Source organism: Neobacillus drentensis (genome assembly GCF_036965245.1).
GTDB lineage: Bacteria > Bacillota > Bacilli > Bacillales > Cytobacillaceae > Neobacillus > Neobacillus drentensis_G.
In genome coordinates, this window is record NZ_JBALPG010000017.1 from 132458 (window position 1) to 149748 (window position 17291).

Annotated in this window: 17 protein-coding genes and 1 pseudogene; 11 read left to right on the forward strand and 7 right to left on the reverse strand. The window is 40.6% G+C overall.

Annotated features, from left to right (window positions below):
- Positions 1-249 precede the first annotated feature (249 nt).
- Both V7150_RS04840 and V7150_RS04845 read left to right on the forward strand, forming a co-directional pair.
- Positions 250-960: a response regulator transcription factor gene (locus V7150_RS04840; protein WP_335514228.1), complete on the forward strand. Its 711-nt coding sequence runs from the start codon at positions 250-252 to the stop codon at positions 958-960.
- On the forward strand, positions 938-2311 hold the full coding sequence (locus tag V7150_RS04845) for an ATP-binding protein (protein WP_335514231.1): 1374 nt from the start codon (positions 938-940) through the stop codon (positions 2309-2311). Before V7150_RS04840 ends, V7150_RS04845 begins: the two co-directional genes overlap by 23 nt.
- Positions 2312-2401: 90 nt before the next feature.
- On the opposite strand, the gene V7150_RS04850 is transcribed toward V7150_RS04845, so the two are convergent.
- Positions 2402-3211 carry a (S)-benzoin forming benzil reductase gene (locus V7150_RS04850; RefSeq protein WP_335514234.1) on the reverse strand — a complete coding sequence of 270 codons (810 nt, stop codon included), beginning with the start codon at positions 3209-3211 and terminating at the stop codon, positions 2402-2404.
- A gap of 175 nt (positions 3212-3386) precedes the next feature.
- On the opposite strand from V7150_RS04850, the gene V7150_RS04855 reads away from it, so the two are divergent.
- A complete protein-coding gene (locus V7150_RS04855; RefSeq protein ID WP_335514236.1) occupies positions 3387-3620 on the forward strand; it encodes a hypothetical protein in 234 nt (77 codons plus the stop codon).
- A 35-nt stretch (positions 3621-3655) separates the two neighbouring features.
- Here V7150_RS04855 and V7150_RS04860 read toward each other — a convergent pair whose 3' ends face one another.
- From V7150_RS04860 to V7150_RS04875, 4 genes are all read right to left on the reverse strand, one after another.
- The gene (locus V7150_RS04860) at positions 3656-4453 is read right to left on the reverse strand and encodes an ABC transporter ATP-binding protein (protein ID WP_335514239.1); all 798 of its coding nucleotides are present in this window, start codon (positions 4451-4453) and stop codon (positions 3656-3658) included.
- On the reverse strand, positions 4450-5148 hold the full coding sequence (locus tag V7150_RS04865; protein ID WP_335514242.1) for an ABC transporter permease: 699 nt from the start codon (positions 5146-5148) through the stop codon (positions 4450-4452). The genes V7150_RS04860 and V7150_RS04865 overlap by 4 nt, the downstream gene beginning before the upstream one ends.
- Before the next feature lie 78 nt (positions 5149-5226).
- Entirely contained in the window at positions 5227-6093 is an 867-nt protein-coding gene (locus V7150_RS04870) for a substrate-binding domain-containing protein (protein ID WP_335514245.1), read from the reverse strand.
- The gene (locus tag V7150_RS04875; RefSeq protein WP_335514248.1) at positions 6090-7031 is read right to left on the reverse strand and encodes a helix-turn-helix transcriptional regulator; all 942 of its coding nucleotides are present in this window, start codon (positions 7029-7031) and stop codon (positions 6090-6092) included. The genes V7150_RS04870 and V7150_RS04875 overlap by 4 nt, the downstream gene beginning before the upstream one ends.
- Before the next feature lie 455 nt (positions 7032-7486).
- On the opposite strand from V7150_RS04875, the gene V7150_RS04880 reads away from it, so the two are divergent.
- Positions 7487-8149: an FMN-dependent NADH-azoreductase gene (locus V7150_RS04880; protein ID WP_335514250.1), complete on the forward strand. Its 663-nt coding sequence runs from the start codon at positions 7487-7489 to the stop codon at positions 8147-8149.
- A gap of 158 nt (positions 8150-8307) precedes the next feature.
- Here the strand turns inward: V7150_RS04880 and V7150_RS04885 are convergent, their stop codons facing one another.
- Positions 8308-9090: an undecaprenyl-diphosphate phosphatase gene (locus V7150_RS04885; protein WP_335514253.1), complete on the reverse strand. Its 783-nt coding sequence runs from the start codon at positions 9088-9090 to the stop codon at positions 8308-8310.
- A 205-nt stretch (positions 9091-9295) separates the two neighbouring features.
- Between V7150_RS04885 and V7150_RS04890 the strand changes: the two genes are divergently transcribed.
- Positions 9296-10054: a DUF4931 domain-containing protein gene (locus V7150_RS04890; protein WP_335514255.1), complete on the forward strand. Its 759-nt coding sequence runs from the start codon at positions 9296-9298 to the stop codon at positions 10052-10054.
- A gap of 301 nt (positions 10055-10355) precedes the next feature.
- Positions 10356-11522 carry an FtsW/RodA/SpoVE family cell cycle protein gene (locus V7150_RS04895; protein WP_335514258.1) on the forward strand — a complete coding sequence of 389 codons (1167 nt, stop codon included), beginning with the start codon at positions 10356-10358 and terminating at the stop codon, positions 11520-11522.
- A 432-nt stretch (positions 11523-11954) separates the two neighbouring features.
- On the opposite strand, the gene V7150_RS04900 is transcribed toward V7150_RS04895, so the two are convergent.
- A complete protein-coding gene (locus V7150_RS04900; RefSeq protein ID WP_335514261.1) occupies positions 11955-12923 on the reverse strand; it encodes an ABC transporter substrate-binding protein in 969 nt (322 codons plus the stop codon).
- Between the two features lie 239 nt (positions 12924-13162).
- On the opposite strand from V7150_RS04900, the gene V7150_RS04905 reads away from it, so the two are divergent.
- The 5 genes and pseudogenes from V7150_RS04905 (at position 13163) to V7150_RS04925 (ending at position 17111) form a co-directional block, all read left to right on the forward strand.
- A complete protein-coding gene (locus V7150_RS04905; RefSeq protein ID WP_335514263.1) occupies positions 13163-14167 on the forward strand; it encodes a FecCD family ABC transporter permease in 1005 nt (334 codons plus the stop codon).
- Positions 14164-15219 (forward strand): FecCD family ABC transporter permease, encoded by a 1056-nt coding sequence (locus V7150_RS04910; RefSeq protein WP_335514267.1) that lies wholly within the window; start codon positions 14164-14166, stop codon positions 15217-15219. Before V7150_RS04905 ends, V7150_RS04910 begins: the two co-directional genes overlap by 4 nt.
- Positions 15220-15290: 71 nt before the next feature.
- Positions 15291-16109 (forward strand): ABC transporter ATP-binding protein, encoded by an 819-nt coding sequence (locus V7150_RS04915; protein WP_335514393.1) that lies wholly within the window; start codon positions 15291-15293, stop codon positions 16107-16109.
- On the forward strand, positions 16102-16887 hold the full coding sequence (gene fhuF / locus V7150_RS04920) for a siderophore-iron reductase FhuF (protein ID WP_335514270.1): 786 nt from the start codon (positions 16102-16104) through the stop codon (positions 16885-16887). Before V7150_RS04915 ends, fhuF begins: the two co-directional genes overlap by 8 nt.
- Positions 16859-17111, forward strand: a pseudogene (locus tag V7150_RS04925) (DUF2573 family protein). Before fhuF ends, V7150_RS04925 begins: the two are co-directional and overlap by 29 nt.
- Positions 17112-17291: the final 180 nt, after the last annotated feature.

Sequence of the window (17291 nt, forward strand, 5' to 3'; positions counted from 1 at the left end):
CCGAGCACCCTTGGTATATAAAAGAGAGAGGTTAAATTAGGGATGAGTTAGATAGTCGATCACCATGACTGCATCAAAGAGTCGATAACTTAATGCTAGAGAGTCCTTCAAGTTATCACCTCTTACTAATTACAATTACATCTTAGCGGGAAAAATTGAAGATGTTATGAGGATTTTGTGGTTAATTTGTGAAGTTACAAAAATCACAGACTTAAGGTGATATAGTTATAGTATGGGGAGTGGTGATTCATGAAAATTTTATTAGTTGACGATGAACGCAGAATCATTGAAGTTCTCGAGGCCTACCTAGAGAGAGAAGGCTATGAAATTCATAGTGCTGATAATGGAATAGATGCCTTAAAAAAGGCTAAAACAATTGACCCTGACCTAATCATTTTAGACTTAATGCTGCCTGATATTTCCGGTGAAGAGGTTTGCCGTTTAGTACGAAAAGAGTCGGATGTCCCAATTCTGATGCTAACGGCAAAATCGGCCGAGGATGACCGCATCAATGGGATTGTCATGGGAGCAGACGACTATTTAACCAAGCCATTCAGCCCGCGGGAAGTGGTCGTCCGCGTCCAGGCGATTTTAAGGCGTGTGAAAAAGACGGAAAAAGTGGAACGCCTCGAATTCAACCGTAAAAAACTAGCCATTGATTTAATAAAGAAAGAAGTAACGGTAAATGGTGAGGATGTTACCTTAACTCCGATTGAATATAAACTTCTAACCAATATGGCGGTCAATCCAGGCCGGGTTTACAGCCGGATGGATTTGCTTGAAAAGATTCAAGATGAAGGTATTTATTATGAAGGCTATGAACGGAGTGTTGATACCCATATCAAAAACCTGCGTAAAAAAATTGAATCAGACTCGAGGCAGCCAGATTTTATTGTAACCGTGTTTGGGATGGGCTATAAATTTGGAGGGGTCCAAGATGCTGCACACACTCCGGTCTAAGATCCTGTTTTATTTAGTCCTCATCTCGATGATCGGGATTTTCATTGTCAGCTTTTTTATCCAATATGGTTTTGAAGAAAGTTTTAATAGTTATTTAGACCGGAATCGTGAAAAAAAGATTGATAGAATTATCACGGAAATTGAGAAGGATTATCGAAAAAATGGCCATTTTACGAGCGATCCAGTGTTTGGACTGCTGCATGAACATGCGATGACCGATCAGCTTTATTTTCAATTGTATGATCGTTTTGGACAAATTCAAATGGATTCGTCTAACATTCGCGGTATGCTAAATAGCTTTGGCTTAACAGAACCGGCACTGAATGGGGAAGAGTGGCACTCCAAAACCTATACGCTGAAAGTCGACAATGCCATTATTGGAAAACTTGTTGCCATCTATCCTGAAGGTTTAATTGACGATGAATACACGTTTATCCAAACCATCCAATTGTATATATTGGCGGCTGTGTGCTTAACGATTGTGTTGGCGATTGTCATTAGTATGCTTTTTTCGAAAAAGTTAACCTCAGGATTGAAAAAGCTGTCGTTCGCAGCTGGTGAGCTTAAGCAGCACAATCTTGATATTCGCATTCCATTATCAGGTTTGCCTACTGAGGTAAAGCAGATCGCGATTTCATTCAATAATCTTGCTGAATCATTGGCAAAGGAAGAAATGCTGCGGAAACAATTTACCGGTGACCTGGCACACGAGCTGAGGACACCGCTTGCAACACTAAGAAGTCAAATTGAAGCTTTTCAGGACGGGATTTGGGAACCAACCCCGCAGCGGCTTCAGGTAAGTCATGAAGAATTGATGCGCTTAGTACGGCTTGTAAACGAGTTAGAAAAATTGCTTGCTGCTGAGAACCCGCAAATCAGGCTTGAAAAAATGGAACTGGAAGCCGGAAGTGTGTTAGCAGCGTTATGGGAAATGTTTTTACCTATTTTTAAAGAAAAAGGCGTTGGTCTTCGAATTGAAGAACTTGCTCAGGAGGAAATATTTGAGGCGGACAAAGACCGATTGATGCAAATCCTCTCCAATGTCCTTAATAATGCCCTGAAATACACGCCTGAGGGAAAGAATGTTACGATTTCAGTGGTTACGGAAATGGATGGATTTGTGGGCTTCAAGATTCAAGATGAAGGCTCAGGAATGAAAGAGGAGGATATCCCGCATATTTTTGAACGGTTCTATCGCGGTGACAAATCCCGCGATCGCAAAACAGGGGGGATCGGCATCGGTCTTTCCATTGTAAAGGCGTTAATGGATGCCCATAAAGGCATCATTAAGGTAAAAAGCAGGTTGAATAAGGGAACTAGTATTACCTTGTGGTTTCCACAGAAAGACTAAAAAGGCTGCTAAACTCGAAGCGGCCTTTTTGTACGCTAATAGGAAAGTATAAATTTTTCAAATTTACACTTTCCTAACGCATAAGTGCAACTACGCCTCTGTCTTCGCCCTTAGGGGCTCGCCAATCGGCGAGTTTTCTTTATATTTTAATAGTTCTTTAATATTGTATACCTTTCCACTTTCAACATTACCGCCTAGAATGAGCTCCACTAAAGCATTAGCAACTACATCTGCCTGTAATAGCATGTTCTTTTCCTTAAATTCCTTGAATTGTTCCAGGTCTTTAAACGCTTCCTTGGTGGAGGAACGGATGGCTTCCTGCATTTTTGTGTCCATCACGCCAGGGTTAAAAGCGATAATTTTGTTGTTTGTTTTCCTTTCCGCTTGCTCAATTGCGGCCGTTTGCGTGAACATATTTAACCCAGCCTTGGAACTGCAATAAACACTCCAGCCTTCAATTGAACGAACCGCTGCACCTGAAGTAACATTGATCACCGTTATCTTTGTATTGGTTAACTGAGCCTTGCTCAAAAATAAATTGGTAATAAGAATGGGTGCGGTTAAATTTACCTGGATGTTCCGAATGACTGGAGTTTGATCTAAATTACCAACCGTCTGGATGGGCTCAATCACACCGGCGTTATTAAAAAGAAGAATTTCCTTTGGATCCTTTTGAAAAATATAATGGGCAATCTCCATAAAGACTTCCTGAACTTCTTTTTCTAATGAAAGGTTACAGGAAAAGTATTTATATTCAATTCCTTTTTCTATTGCAAGTCTTTTTATTTCTTCATTCTCTGTCCGAGAAACCGAAACAACGGCGATTTGTTCATGAATGAGCCGCGTTGTAATTGCCTCGCCTAACCCTTTTGATGCTCCGGTAATAATTGCATATTTCATGTAAAACTCCCCCTTAAAACCCAGTTACCTATGTATTTCCTATTTTATGCTTCAAGGAATTTTAAAGCAAATAAAAGTGAAACTTCAACCAGTGTGGTTTTTTTCACCTCCACTGATTGTTAGTCACGTTCTACTGTCTCTAAAATCAAGGCTATTCACTAGATAAAGAGACAGTATGAACACGGTTGGTTCAATTAATCCGATGAAAAGTACATCGGCAAGTTTCACTGTATCTCACTTAGGGCAGTTGATCCCACAATTGCCCCTGATTGGTTCTCTCAAAGTCTTGATGGTGGAGTCTTACTTCCCTTTAATGCGGGATAAAAAAAAGCAGCTCCAGATGGAACTGCAAATTAACGTGCTAAGGGATAGGGTTCAACTAACCTTTGCTGACGCATCGGTTAGTTGAACTGTATCTCAGCAATCCTGCATTTTCGGACAGTACTACCTCAATGATACTTTTTCAACACTTTTAAAATTTGAGGAAGGGGATCTACTGCCCGTTAATGCGGGATAGAATTTCTTCCACTCATTTAGGAAGGATTGAGTAGAAGCGTTAGGATGTTCTAGGACCTGAGGGGTTGGTCCGGATTGCTTTACTTCACCATTCACGATAATCGCCAGGCGATTCGTGAGGTAATTGATCTCCAACAGATCATGGCTGACAAAAACAGCCGTTGTTTGGGCAGTTTCGGTAATGCACTTGAAATCTTCCATTAACTTAATTTTGGTTGGGAAATCTAAAGCTGAAAAGGGTTCATCTAGAAAAAGAACTTCCGGCTCAACAATCATCGCCCGCGCTAAGTTGACGCGCTGAGCCTCTCCGCCGGACAGATAAAGCGCATTTTTTTTCGCCAAATGGCTGATGCCAAACAGCTCCATCCAATGGGCCACTTTTTCCTTAATGACACTTTTCGAAACTTTCCTTAAGGTTAAACCAATCGCAATATTGTGAAAAACGGTGCCATCTAAAAGCAACGATTGCTGCAGGGCTATTGAAAACTTTCTCCGTAAATCAAGCGGGGCATTTCCATTAGGAATGATCTCCCCGCGGTAGAGGATATCGCCGCTCGTTGGTTGCTCAAGAAATGCTGCCAGCTTTAGCAGAGTGCTTTTTCCAGCACCGTTTGGTCCCATAATACCAAGAAATTCACCATCGTAAATCTGAAATTCAGGAATATCAAGAATCGTTTTAGTATGGGCCTTAAAGGTGATGTCTTTCAGCTCAATTAACGGGTTCATGATATTCGCTTCCTTTGCTGTAAAAATGTTAACGCGGCTGTAATCAACAGGGCAACCGACAATAAAATGAATGAAAGGGCTAAGGCAATGTCAAAGTTCCCTTTTGAAACTTCCATCACAATCGTCGTCGTTAAAATGCGTGTATCTCCCTGAATATTTCCGCCGACCATCATTGCGGCGCCAACCTCAGCTATTACGCGGCCAAAGCCGGCCATGACTGCCGCAAAAATCGCAATTTTTAATTGCTTAATGAGAATCGCCAGTGTTTGCAGCTTTGTTGCTCCCAGTGCTTTAATTTGCAGCAGCATTTTATCGCTGACTTGCTGGAATGCCGTGCATGTCAGGCTCGTGACGATTGGCAGGCTAACTAAAATTTGTGCCATTACAATCGCTGTCGGCGAATAGAGTAGGGTAAGGTCGCCTAATGGGCCGGAGCGCCATAACAGCATTGTAATCCAAAGACCGGCAACAACAGGAGGCAGTCCCATACCAATATTAATGAATAATAAGAGCAGTCTGCGCCCTTTGAATCTAGTTAATCCGAGTAAAATTCCAAGCGGCAATCCGATGATGCTACTAATCAGAATGGAAATGAGACAGACCTTAAGTGTCAGCCAGGTAATCGCAAAAACTTCCCTGTCACCGGAAAAGATCATTTCTATTGCTTTTTTCAGTCCATCTATTAGTAATTCCATATACGTAATGCCTCCAGGATTCTCTTTGGAAGAATGATAGTAAGGAGACCTATAGGTCCTTGCTATCTATGATAAAGATTATTCTGTGTACTTAAAGAATAAGGATTGTCCGTATTCTTTCTTACCGAAGTTCTCGATGACGTCTTGAGTTTTGCTATCTACCATAAAGTTTACAAATTTTTCTGCGTCTTTACTATTAATCTTGTCATGTTTTTCAGGATTTACTTGCATTACGTGATAGATATTCATTAAATCATTTCCGCCTTCAACGACGATTTTTAATGTATTCAAATTCTTTTCTTGCGCTAGCCATGTAGCACGGTCTGTTAAAACATAGCCTTTTTTCTCTGCAGCAACTTGTAAGGTTTGTCCCATTCCTTGGCCAGTTGATACATACCAATCGCCAGCAGGTTGAATGTTATCAGCAGTCCAAATGCCAAGTTCTTTTTTATGTGTACCAGAGTCGTCTCCGCGTGAAACGAAAGTAGACTTCGTATCAGCCAATGTTTTGAAAGCTGCTTTGATGTCATTTCCGCTTACCCCTGCTGGATTGTCCTTAGGTCCTACTAAAATAAAGTCATTATACATAACACGTTTGTAGTTAATCGCGTCACCTGCATCAACAACTGCTTTTTCAGCTGCCGGAGCATGAACAAGAAGGACATCGGCTTCCCCTCTTGTACCCATTTCTAATGCCTGGCCTGTACCAACTGCAATCGTTTTGACTTTTACGTTATTTTCCTTTTCGAACATTGGGACTATTACATCCAATAATCCGCTGTCCTGTGTACTTGTTGTCGTAGCGAGAATCATTTCTGTTGGCGCTGGTTTCGGTGCCGGCTTTTTCTCTTTTGCAGCAGTGTCTTTTGTGTCAGAGTTTCCGCAAGCTGATAAAACTAGCAGCATCAGAGCAAATAATGCGATTAAAAAGCGATTTTTTTTCATACGAGTTCCTCCGTTTGACTTGTTTGATAGATGATTTTTCCTAAATCTTGAATAGAATAGCCTTCTAAATCAATTAGGCTGTTTTTGAAGAGATCAGACTGTAAGTAATGAATTAATTCCGTTAAGCTTTGTTTGTTCTCATCGGTAAAGCGGAAAACAAGGTCAAACTGTTCTTTCGCTACCGGTACGAAATCTAGCCCTAAATGGCTGGCTGCAGAATGAATGCCAAAAGTAACATCGGCAATGCCTCTCGCAATGTAAGAAGCTGCTGACAAATGGTTCCATTCTTCATTGCCGTATCCATTAATTTTACTAGGGGCAATACCATAGCTTGAAAGCTTTGAATCTAGTAAAAATCTTGTCCCTGACCCTTTTTGGCGGTTAATAAATTGAACATCTTTTCTCGTGAGGTCAGAAAAATCTAGAATACTTTTTGAATTGCCTTTTGCGACAATAAAGCCTTGCTCTCTTACGGCCAATCTTACAACCAAGATAGATTCGTAGACAAACAGCTGATGGATAAATGGCAGATTATACTCATGCGATGTCGGATCTAAAAGATGAATAGCTGCAATATCACATTGACCTCGATAAAGCATCATTAGACCTTCTAAACTGCCGATGAAGGAAGGCTGAATTTGCAAATGTAACGCCTGTGCTGCTTGTTTGGCAAAATGTTCGACAAGAAAGTCATGGCTGCCGGAAAGCAGGATTGGCATGTTTGTATTGCTTACAGGGCTCGTTTGTTCCACTGAAGGTTTCTTTGCAGGAGCTTTCATATTCTCCTTAAATCTTTCCAGCTCGGCATGTTCAATTCTCATTTTATTTCCGATTTTAAAGGCCTGCAGCTCGCCTCTTTTAATCAGCTCATAAACGGTATGTTTTGAGATTTGAAAGATTTGTGCCACCTCATCGGGAGTATACGCCTTTTCGTCCATTAGTCACCCTCCTTTTTCCAGTTTTATTTTATAAAAAGAATATCATACTAAATGTGACTTTTGTTAAGTTTTGTTGAGTTTCGTTGAGTTTTGTTTAGAATTGTCACGAATTGTTCAAGAAAATAAATAAGTAATAAGCTTTAAACTTTGAATAGTGTCTAGGTCCTGCGTTGGAAAGTGTACATCAAGCTACTCCCTACATAAGTCAACATAGAATCACTAGCGTTTTCAATTTTGTCTAGATTAAGCGCCTGTTCAAGTCGCTTAATCTTTTAGATTTTCCTTTATCTCAGTCAGGGTGCTCTAGTCCATACGTCACTGATCGGACGCCTCCGCTTTTCTAATGAATTCACATTTATTTCATAAATTTCACTTATTGTTCAATGGTGAGCAAAGAAGTTTGTTGTAGTATAGTAATTGAAGAAAAAAATTGTGGCTAAAGGGAAGGGATGTTCATGTCAAAACTTTTGTATATTACTGCAAATCCGAAGAATGACATTAAACTATCAAAAGGGATGCAAATCGGGGAAGTTTTTTTAGAAGAGTTTCAAAAGGCACAACCGAATGTCGAAATTGAGCGCTGGCACTTATATAATATGGATATCCCTGATATTGATATGGATCTTTTGTACGCCAGGGCAAAATTATCGTTCATGGGTTATACGAAAGAGCAGTTATCGGAAGTAGAGCGGACAAAGCTTGAAAAAATGCATGCGCTTGCTGACAGTTTTATCGCTGCTGATTATTATGTGTTTGTCACACCAATTTGGAATCTCGGCGCTCCATCAATTTTGAAAAAGTTCATTGATAACTTATTTATTGCAGAAAAAACATTTACCAATACAGAATCAGGACCAAAAGGGCTGCTTACCGGAAGAAAAGCCATCCACATTCAAACCCGCGGCGGCATTTATTCAAGCGGCCCTATGTTTGAATTTGAAATGGGCGACCGTTATTTACAGAAGGTATTTAAATTCCTAGGATTCGAGATCTTTGATACGGTCGTTGCAGAGGGAATGGATCATTTTCCAAAAAAGGTGCCGGAAATTATGGCAAAAGCGAAAGAACAAGCAGCAGATGCAGCAAGAGAAATGGCAAAACAAACTGTTGCACAATAAAAAAGAGAGCGACTCGATGTGTGAGTCGCTTTTTAGTATTCAATTTTGCCATAATTGCTCTTTTATTTACAAAAAAAATTTTTTATTTGCGAAACTGATGAGTTTATTTGCAAAACTAATTCATTTATTTGCAAATCGTCTTGCATGACCAAATTTGGTTAAAATTTTCCTGTGAATTGGAAAAGTAGCACGAGTAATCCTAGTGCCCAAACGTATATAGCAAACGGTTTTAAAGAATGGTTCTTCAAATAACCTATCATCCATCTAACAGCGATATAACCGAAGAGGGCAGAGGCAACGATACCGACAAGCAAGGCAGATAAAGAGATTTCCTCCCCTTGACCGCCGATCAAATCCTTTGTTTGCAGGACAATCGCCCCTGCAATCGCTGGTGTTGATAAGAGGAAGGAAAAGTATGCTGCCGTTTCACGGTCTAACTTTCGCCATAAAGCAGCAACAATGGTCATTCCGGACCGAGAAATCGCAGGCATAATGGCAACCGCCTGAAAGGTACCAATGATGAATGCATCCTTATAGCTGATATCGTCCATTTTCTTATAGCCATTTTTGGCTGAATCAGCGAGCCACAGAAAAATCCCCGTAATTAAAAACTCCCAGCCGATGGTAACCCCTGTCTTCGAGATTTCATCAATATAATCTTTAAAGGCAAGTCCTAAAATGACTGCTGGAATCGTCCCTACAATTAATAAAAAGGTTAATTTGCTAAAAGGATTTTTAATAATTTTTATAAATTCATTCTTATAAAAAACAAAGACAGCAAGAAGTGTACCGACATGAAGCATCGTATCGAGCAAAAGCCCGGCTTCCTGTAAGCCAAATAAATTTCTTCCTAAATAAAGATGCCCCGTACTGCTAATCGGTAAAAATTCCGTTAACCCTTGGATAATCCCGAGGATAAATGCTTCTAGTTTTGTTAACATAAACTCCCTCTCATTCTTAAATAATGATAAGCCAGTACACTAAAATGATATGCAAGAAACAGCCATTTAATGAAATTCAACTCTATTTTGGGATTATTTTACCAGTACGGTCAATGAAAATTTCAGTTGCTAATCAAAATAAGTGCAAACCATCCGTCCTCTCCCATAAAATAGAAATATAGTCTTTTTGAAAGGAGATACACGTTTGGAAACTAAACATCTGTATTTTAATACGTCTATCGGTGTCAAAAAGCCGGAAAGTATTCGGAACAAAGAACAGGCCTGCCCGTTTTGCGAAAGAGACAAGCTAACAGACCTCATCGCAGTGGACGGTCCAATTATTCTTTTGAAAAATAAATATCCTGTATTGGAAAATACCTATCAAACCGTGTTGATTGAAACAGACAATTGCCATGCTGATTTATCAACCTATTCAAAAGACCATCTACATAGATTGATTAGGTTCGGCTTGCGACATTGGTTGGATATGGAGGAAACTGGAAGATATCGATCGGTCATTTTTTTCAAAAACCATGGACCATTGTCTGGTGGGACAATTGCCCATCCCCATATGCAGATTGTCGGTTTACATGACATTGACTATAAAGAGAAGGTATTCCATGAAATGTTCCAGGGAATCGTTATTATGGAAGCTGAGGGTGTTCGGTTTACGCTCTCAACAAAGCCGCGCGTTGGTTTTTATGAATTTAATGTCGAGATGCAGGATTCTGGTTATAAGGAGAAGTTTTCGGAATACATGCAGATGGCTGTACACTATATCCTGAACCATTTTCCGTTCAAGGCGACGAGCTATAATGTGTTTTTTCATCATATTGACAATAAAATTTATGCGAAAATTGTTTCTCGTTTTGTCACAACTCCGCTTTATATCGGATACGGCATTCCACAGGTGCCGAATAACTTGGAGTGGATGGCAGGTGAGGTGAGGCGAATCTATTCCTAAGGAAAAGGGCGGAGCGTCTCAAAACCAATCAGTAAATCCAATTGTAATGAAAAAAACACATTTCACGTAACGAATTAAGTAAACCACTGCTCTGCACACACTTCCTTTTTTAGCCGATAGGAAAGTATAACTTTCCTATCAGGCATAAGGACAACTACGCCTCTGTCTTCGCCCTTTGGGGCTCGCCAATCGGCGAGTTTTCTTTATGTAAATAAAACCATTAGCAGGTTAGAAGTTGAGATTTATTGTTTTTAAAAATATAATGAAGGAATGTACAAGTTTTTAGTAAGGTGGAACCAAAATGACTTTAAAAAACAATACAACTTCTAAACTCGATTATAATCTTGTTTTTATATTGATATTACTTTTCTTAGCGAGCTGTGTAGCAATTTATAGTGCGCAGGCTAGCGGGCAGTACAAGGAAAACTTTTTAATCAAGCAAATTGTTTGGTACGTAGTGGGCACGGGGATTATTGCAGCCGTCATAACCCTCGATTCGGATCAATTAAAAAAGCTCACCTGGTATGCGTACGGGTTTGGTATTTTTCTACTTTGCTTTCTAATTGTTGCTCCGGAAAGTATTGCCCCGGTAATCAATGGTGCGAAAAACTGGATTAAGCTTCCAGGGATTTCTTTGCAGCCATCGGAGTTTGTCAAAGTCTTTATTATCCTAGCTCTTGCATGGGTCATCGATCAACATCACCAAAAAAATCCGGTCAAGTCCGTGCAATCTGATTTTTGGTTGTTAATCAAGATGGGGATCGTAACGATGGTTCCATTAGCGCTAATCATCAAGCAGGACTTAGGGACTGCACTCGTCTTTCTAGCCATTTTAATGGGAATGATTTTTATCTCGGGGATTTCATGGAAAATACTTGTGCCAATGTTTTCTGCTGGGATTGTCCTGATCGGAACAGTTTTTTATTTTGTCCTTTGGCACCCCGATATTTTGTCAAAGTATCTTGGGGTTGGCGAATATCAGCTGCGTCGAATTTATTCATGGCTAGATCCTTATAGTTACCAAGGTACTGATGCCTATCAGCTGACGAAATCCTTGCTCGCGATCGGTTCTGGGCAGACAGGCGGCAAAGGGTTCGGTAATCGAGAAGTCTATTTACCTGAAAGTCAAACTGATTTTATTTTTAGTGTTGTCGGTGAAGAATATGGCTTTATTGGAGCGAGTGTATTAATCAGTTTATTTTTCCTATTGATCTACCATATTACAAAAGTTGGCATGGAAACGAAGAATAATTTTTATACGTATATTTGCGTTGGAGTCATCAGCATGATTACCTTCCACGTTTTCCAAAATATCGGAATGACCATCGGAGTCCTGCCGATCACTGGTATTCCGCTGCCGTTTATCAGTTACGGCGGGAGCGCGTTAATGGCAAACATGCTTGCGATGGGGTTAATTTTTTCAATTCGCTACCATTATAAAAAATACATGTTTTCAACAACGGCATAAAATTGTACAAAGAGCGAGGTCAGTTCGCTCTTTTTTTGTTGCTTGAAAACTGGTTTGGCGGAATTAATACAAAAGTTGGCGGAAATCAAGCGTAGTTTGGCGGAATTAATATAAAAGTTGGCGGAAATCGAGCGTAGTTTGGCGGAAATCCGGCTCAAGTTGGCGGAAATCTGGCTCAAGTTAGCGGAATCCCTTGGCAAGGAGAAGCAGCTGATGAAAAAAACGAAACCATGGTTAGAAATTATCATAAAAAAGGTAATTTTGAATGGGGTTGGCGGAAAAAATGTAAAAATTGGCGGAATTAATTCGAAAGTACGCGGAAATAAGCTTCAAACTCGCGGAATAAATCCGGCAATCGGCGGAAATACACACCAAATTGGCGGAATAATTAACAATGACCACCTGACATGCAGGCGGTCCTTATCACAAATCTTATTTTTTCAAAAAGATCTTTTCAATATCATCAAGCATCAGGTTTGCAGCCAGTACTCCGCCGGCAGTATTCCAAATCGTATCGCTCACCTTGTGAACTTCACCTTTCTTCGCTACCTCAAGGTTTTTGAACAGAGGGTCGTTTATCCATTCTTTTTCCAATTCAGATCCTGTGCCGTCACCAGTATCGTAAGTGAAATAGAATAGGATGTCTCCATCCATTGCTGGAATTCGTTCTTTTGTGACATTTCTTTCAGCAAAATCATCCACATTTTGACTTTCGGGGCGGGCAAAGCCAAGGTCATTTAAAATAACACCTGAGAATGTATCCTTATGATAAATACGAACCTCGCCACCCATAAAGCGGACCATAGAGACTTTCATATTCTTTTTGTCGCCAAGCTTTTCTTTGATATCAGCAATACGGGATTCATATTTTTGAATGACTTCATTACCTTTATCTACCTTATTAAGTGCTTTTGCATATAAATTGAAGTTTTCCTTCCAGTCGCCGCGAAGAGTTTCTGCAAATACGGTTGGAGCAATCGCACTTAATTGTTCGTAAATCTTTTCCTGACGCATTTTATTGCCAATAATCAAATCAGGTTTTAGGGCAGCGATCGCTTCCACATTTACTTCACTTTCCATACCAACAACTTTTACGTCTTTCATTTTATCGGCAATATGGTCATACCATGTGTCACCTACAGCAGGTTTAACCGCACCGACAGGAGTGACTCCCATTGCTAAAAGTGCTTCAATTCCTTCGTTCGTAAGAATTACGACTCTTTTTGGGGTACCCTTAATAGTTGTAGATCCCATCGCATGTTCAACGGTATACGATTTTTCTTCCGTTGTTTTTGGCGCTTCTTTCTTGTCAGTTGTTTTCTCCTCTGTACCGCCGCAACCAGCTAATAAGAAAATTGCCATGATGGAGAAGAGAGAGAGTAGAGTTTTTATTGCTTTCATTTTGTATGTATCCTCCTTAATATTTGTAAATGATAATCATTTTCAATGACATTCTTATCATAAAATGAAGTAAAGGAGGCTGTCAATCATTAATTGAAAATGATTTTCAAAATCATTTACATATTTGTGAACGGTAATAGATATAGTTGAAAATGATTCTCAAATTCATTGACAATAGTTATCAATTAGAGATAGACTACATTTAATGAACTAAAAGAAGTTAGAAGGGTTTCAATCACATGCTGTTAAAAAATACATCATTAAAATGGATCGGATTTATTATCGCGATATTAGTCATGCTGCTGCTTATGTGTGCTAGTATCATTTTTGGCTATACAGATACAAGCTGGCGGACGGCAATCGATGCTTTTACGCATTATAATGGCTCAAACGAACATATTATTATTCAAACTGTAAGACTTCCCAGAGCCTTAATAGCGTCGGCGGTAGGGGCAAGCCTAGCAATTGCAGGGGTACTCATGCAGACCTTGACGAAAAATCCTCTTGCATCTCCTGGAATCTTCGGGATCAATGCTGGCGCAGGTTTTGCAGTTGTAACTGCTGTAACTTTATTTTCGGTTAATGATTTACAAGCCTTCAATGGTCTTGCCTTCTTAGGAGCTGCAGTCGCTGCCGTCAGCGTCTATGGAATTGGTTCTTTCGGAAGAGAAGGTTTAACACCGATGAAACTTACGTTAGCTGGTGCTGCAATAGGAGCGATGTTTTCTTCATTCACTCAAGGACTACTAGTTGTGGATGAAGCCGCACTCGAGCAGGTTCTGTTTTGGCTTGCCGGGTCTGTTCAAGGCCGGAAGCTGGAGACGCTCGTTTCGGTTTTACCATTCATCGGGCTTGGCTGGGTTGGTGCCGTTCTGATTGCAGGAAAAATGAATATCCTGTCCATGGGGGAAGATGTCGCGAAAGGACTGGGGCTAAATACCGGTCTTGTTAAAATCGCCATTGGTATCATTGTTATTTTATTAGCCGGGGGTTCCGTAGCAGTGGCAGGGCCAATTGGCTTTGTCGGGATTGTCGTTCCCCATATTACAAGGTCTGTCATCGGGATTGATCATCGCTGGGTCATTCCGTTATCTGGTGTTCTTGGTGCGATCTTGTTACTTGCAGCAGATATCGCTGCAAGATATATATTAATGCCTTCAGAAGTACCCGTCGGTGTCATGACTGCCATTATTGGAACTCCATTCTTTATTTACATTGCGAGAAGGGGGTTTAATGGCCGATGAGCAAATATAAAAATTTCCGTCTTTTTAAGGGCAAACTATCCTTTTTAATCGATCGAAAAGCTGCATTTATTTTTTTCATCCTGATCCTTGTCACATTCATAGTGTTTGTTCTTAGTACTGGTATAGGAGATATGAAAATTAACCCACTCACCGTGGTAAAAGTTTTATTTGGCGGCGGCCCGGAGATGGAAAAGCTGATTATTACATCCTTCCGTCTGCCAAGAATTATCGTCGCCTTAATGGTTGGAATGTCATTAGCTGTAGCGGGTGGGATATTACAAGGAATGATTCGAAATCCGCTCGCCTCACCGGATGTTCTAGGGATTACTGGTGGCGCATCGGTGGCTGTTGTTGGTTTTTTAGCTTTCTTTAGTGATTCAAATAATGCCTTAACCGTCAGCATCGCCTGGTTACCGTTAGCTGCTTTTTTAGGAGCAGGGATTGTGGCGTTCTTAGTGTACTTCCTTGCATGGAAAAATGGTGTTTCACCGATTCGACTCGTGTTGATTGGTATCGGGATTTCAACTTTGATGCAGGCATTAACAACATTAATGATGGTCATGGGGCCAATTTATCAGGCGAGCCAAGCGAATATTTGGATTACCGGTACGGTTTATGGTTCTAATTGGAAAAACGTAGCAACGCTCGTACCGTGGACTGTTATTTTTCTCATCATTGCCATCGTGGCAGCAAGAACGATTAATATTCAAGAGCTTGGCGATGAAGTTGCCACCGGTTTAGGCGGCAAGGTACAAAAACAACGTTTTCTACTATTAATGATCAGCACCGCCTTGATTGGCAGTTCAGTCGCTTTTGCAGGTGGCATTGGCTTTGTCGGTTTAATGGCACCACATATGGCAAGAAGGCTAGTGGGATCATCATTTGGGGCGCTGCTTCCGACATCAGCACTGCTGGGAGGCATCCTGGTCATGGTTGCTGATTTAATCGGCCGGACGATGTTTTCACCGTTAGAAGTGCCTGCCGGTGTGTTTACTGCCGGGATCGGTGCACCATACTTTATTTACTTACTTTTTAAAACAAGAAACGCATAAAACGAAAAATGCAGGTGAACATAATTCCGCACCTGCTGTCTAGATAAATGGCAAAAGGAGCTGGCAAGATGATGAATGCGATTGAAACGAAAAATTTATCCCTTTCCTACGGAGAGACGCTCATTATTAATGAGTTGGATTTGAAAATTCCAAAGGGTGAAATTACTGTTTTTATCGGGGGAAATGGCTGTGGGAAATCCACTCTCCTTCGTTCCATCGCCCGCCTCCTAAAACCGAAGTCCGGTGGCGTTTTGCTCGAAGGAAAAGCGATTGCCAAACTTTCAACAAAGGAAATTGCAAAAAAGATGGCGATTTTGCCCCAATCACCAACTGCTCCGGAAGGGTTAACCGTTCTCCAACTCGTCAAACAAGGGCGCTATCCACATCAATCGTGGTTAAAGCAATGGTCCGAGGAAGACGAGAAAAAGGTTAATGATGCCCTGAAAGCTACTCGTTTGGAGGAATTAAAAGAGAGAACGGTGGATTCTCTCTCCGGCGGGCAAAGACAGAGGGCATGGATTGCAATGACCTTGGCCCAGGACACTGATATCATCCTTTTAGATGAGCCAACCACATACCTAGATATGACCCATCAAATTGAAATACTCGATTTGCTTTTTGAATTAAATGAAAAGAAAAAGCGGACCGTTGTCATGGTGCTTCACGACCTCAATCTTGCCTGCCGTTATGCTCATAATGTGGTTGCCATTAAGGACAAGAAGGTATTTGCCCAAGGGAAGCCAGAGCATGTCATCAACTGCAGTCTTGTCAAAAATGTGTTTGGCATGGACTGTGAGGTGACAATGGACCCACTATTTGGGACACCACTTTGCATTCCTTATGGCAAAGGAAGATGTATCCTTAATCAGGCGGTGGCGATGAATGGCTAGTATGCTGACAGAACAGGAAAGGATTCAATTAAAAAAATTCAGGTTCAATACCAGCTTGGAACATTCATTTAGTCTCGCTGATCTATTGGATGAATCGTCCCTTAAGGACTTTTTGAAAAATTTATCCCTTGCGATTGGTGCCCCTACAGAAAAAGTTGCCGCATCGATTTTTATCAAACGGTATGCCTTTTTAGCGGTGATGTCGCTCTATGCGATGACCGCTTTGAATAAAAAGCTTCATGTATCGTTGGATAACGTAAAAATGGAGCCATCCGAACAAGGGAGAGATTGGCTTCCTTCCTTTTCTTTAAAGGATGCCGAAGTGCAAAGCTTGGGTTCGAATGAGAATCGTCCAGAATGGCGCAAAAGTGTTCTAAAAGATCTTTTTGCAAATAACATTTACCCAATGATTTCTCATCTGGAAAAAACAGTCGGTATTTCCAAGTTGATTCTGTGGGAAAATATTGTTGTATATTTATTTTGGCTATATGAAAGTGAACTGAATGATAGCGACAATGCTAACACTAAGGACGATTTTCGATATTTAATATTAGAAGCAGAAGGGCAAATATTTGGTGCTTATAACCTAAACCCGCTGCAAAAATACTTTACTGAAAAGATGTATTTGAAAGAACGCGATGAAGAGGTAAGAATTAGAAAAACATGCTGCTTTTCCTATCAGCTCCCGGCAGGTAAGCGCTGCAAAACATGTCCATGTACTCATTTAGGTAAAGATGGAAGGTGTCACGATGGAGAAAGTATTTGCGGAGCAGTTTGAAGCTTTGCTTGAAAAATACAGTGAACTATTAGTTGGTGAAAGCAACGCGGAAACGAAGGAAAAAGTGAAGGCTTGGGCGTTGTACTCTCATATCGCTAAGGTTGATGCCGGCATTAATCAACCATTGGAGTGCACTATACCCTGAGGCAAAGGAAGAAATGAAGCAAATCATTCATGAAGTTAAACAATTGAATGAACAGTATCGGAAATCAGTAAAGAAGTAAGGTTTATTTTTACCTAGAAAATGCGTAGGAATTCTTAACGGGTTCACGACTAAGGTCTAAAGCATAACAGAACAGCTTAACTCTCAGAACTTTTCAGGAACCATCCAGTCCTTCACAAGGTCAAAGAAGGCCAAAACCCATCAAGAAAACTAGAGAAATGGCCTTCACAAGGTCAATGAA

Excerpts from the sequence above, each read along its gene's own strand:
- V7150_RS04845 (WP_335514231.1), top strand. The coding sequence starts at position 938 with ATGCTGCACACACTCCGGTCTAAGATCCTGTTTTATTTAGTCCTCATC.
- V7150_RS04910 (WP_335514267.1), top strand. The coding sequence starts at position 14,164 with ATGAGCAAATATAAAAATTTCCGTCTTTTTAAGGGCAAACTATCCTTT.
- V7150_RS04860 (WP_335514239.1), bottom strand. The coding sequence starts at position 4,453 with ATGAACCCGTTAATTGAGCTGAAAGACATCACCTTTAAGGCCCATACT.
- V7150_RS04900 (WP_335514261.1), bottom strand. The coding sequence starts at position 12,923 with ATGAAAGCAATAAAAACTCTACTCTCTCTCTTCTCCATCATGGCAATT.
- fhuF (WP_335514270.1), top strand. The coding sequence starts at position 16,102 with ATGGCTAGTATGCTGACAGAACAGGAAAGGATTCAATTAAAAAAATTC.
- V7150_RS04865 (WP_335514242.1), bottom strand. The coding sequence starts at position 5,148 with ATGGAATTACTAATAGATGGACTGAAAAAAGCAATAGAAATGATCTTT.
- V7150_RS04880 (WP_335514250.1), top strand. The coding sequence starts at position 7,487 with ATGTCAAAACTTTTGTATATTACTGCAAATCCGAAGAATGACATTAAA.
- V7150_RS04870 (WP_335514245.1), bottom strand. The coding sequence starts at position 6,093 with ATGAAAAAAAATCGCTTTTTAATCGCATTATTTGCTCTGATGCTGCTA.
- V7150_RS04850 (WP_335514234.1), bottom strand. The coding sequence starts at position 3,211 with ATGAAATATGCAATTATTACCGGAGCATCAAAAGGGTTAGGCGAGGCA.
- V7150_RS04905 (WP_335514263.1), top strand. The coding sequence starts at position 13,163 with ATGCTGTTAAAAAATACATCATTAAAATGGATCGGATTTATTATCGCG.
- V7150_RS04885 (WP_335514253.1), bottom strand. The coding sequence starts at position 9,090 with ATGTTAACAAAACTAGAAGCATTTATCCTCGGGATTATCCAAGGGTTA.
- V7150_RS04855 (WP_335514236.1), top strand. The coding sequence starts at position 3,387 with ATGAACACGGTTGGTTCAATTAATCCGATGAAAAGTACATCGGCAAGT.
- V7150_RS04875 (WP_335514248.1), bottom strand. The coding sequence starts at position 7,031 with ATGGACGAAAAGGCGTATACTCCCGATGAGGTGGCACAAATCTTTCAA.
- V7150_RS04840 (WP_335514228.1), top strand. The coding sequence starts at position 250 with ATGAAAATTTTATTAGTTGACGATGAACGCAGAATCATTGAAGTTCTC.
- V7150_RS04915 (WP_335514393.1), top strand. The coding sequence starts at position 15,291 with ATGAATGCGATTGAAACGAAAAATTTATCCCTTTCCTACGGAGAGACG.
- V7150_RS04895 (WP_335514258.1), top strand. The coding sequence starts at position 10,356 with ATGACTTTAAAAAACAATACAACTTCTAAACTCGATTATAATCTTGTT.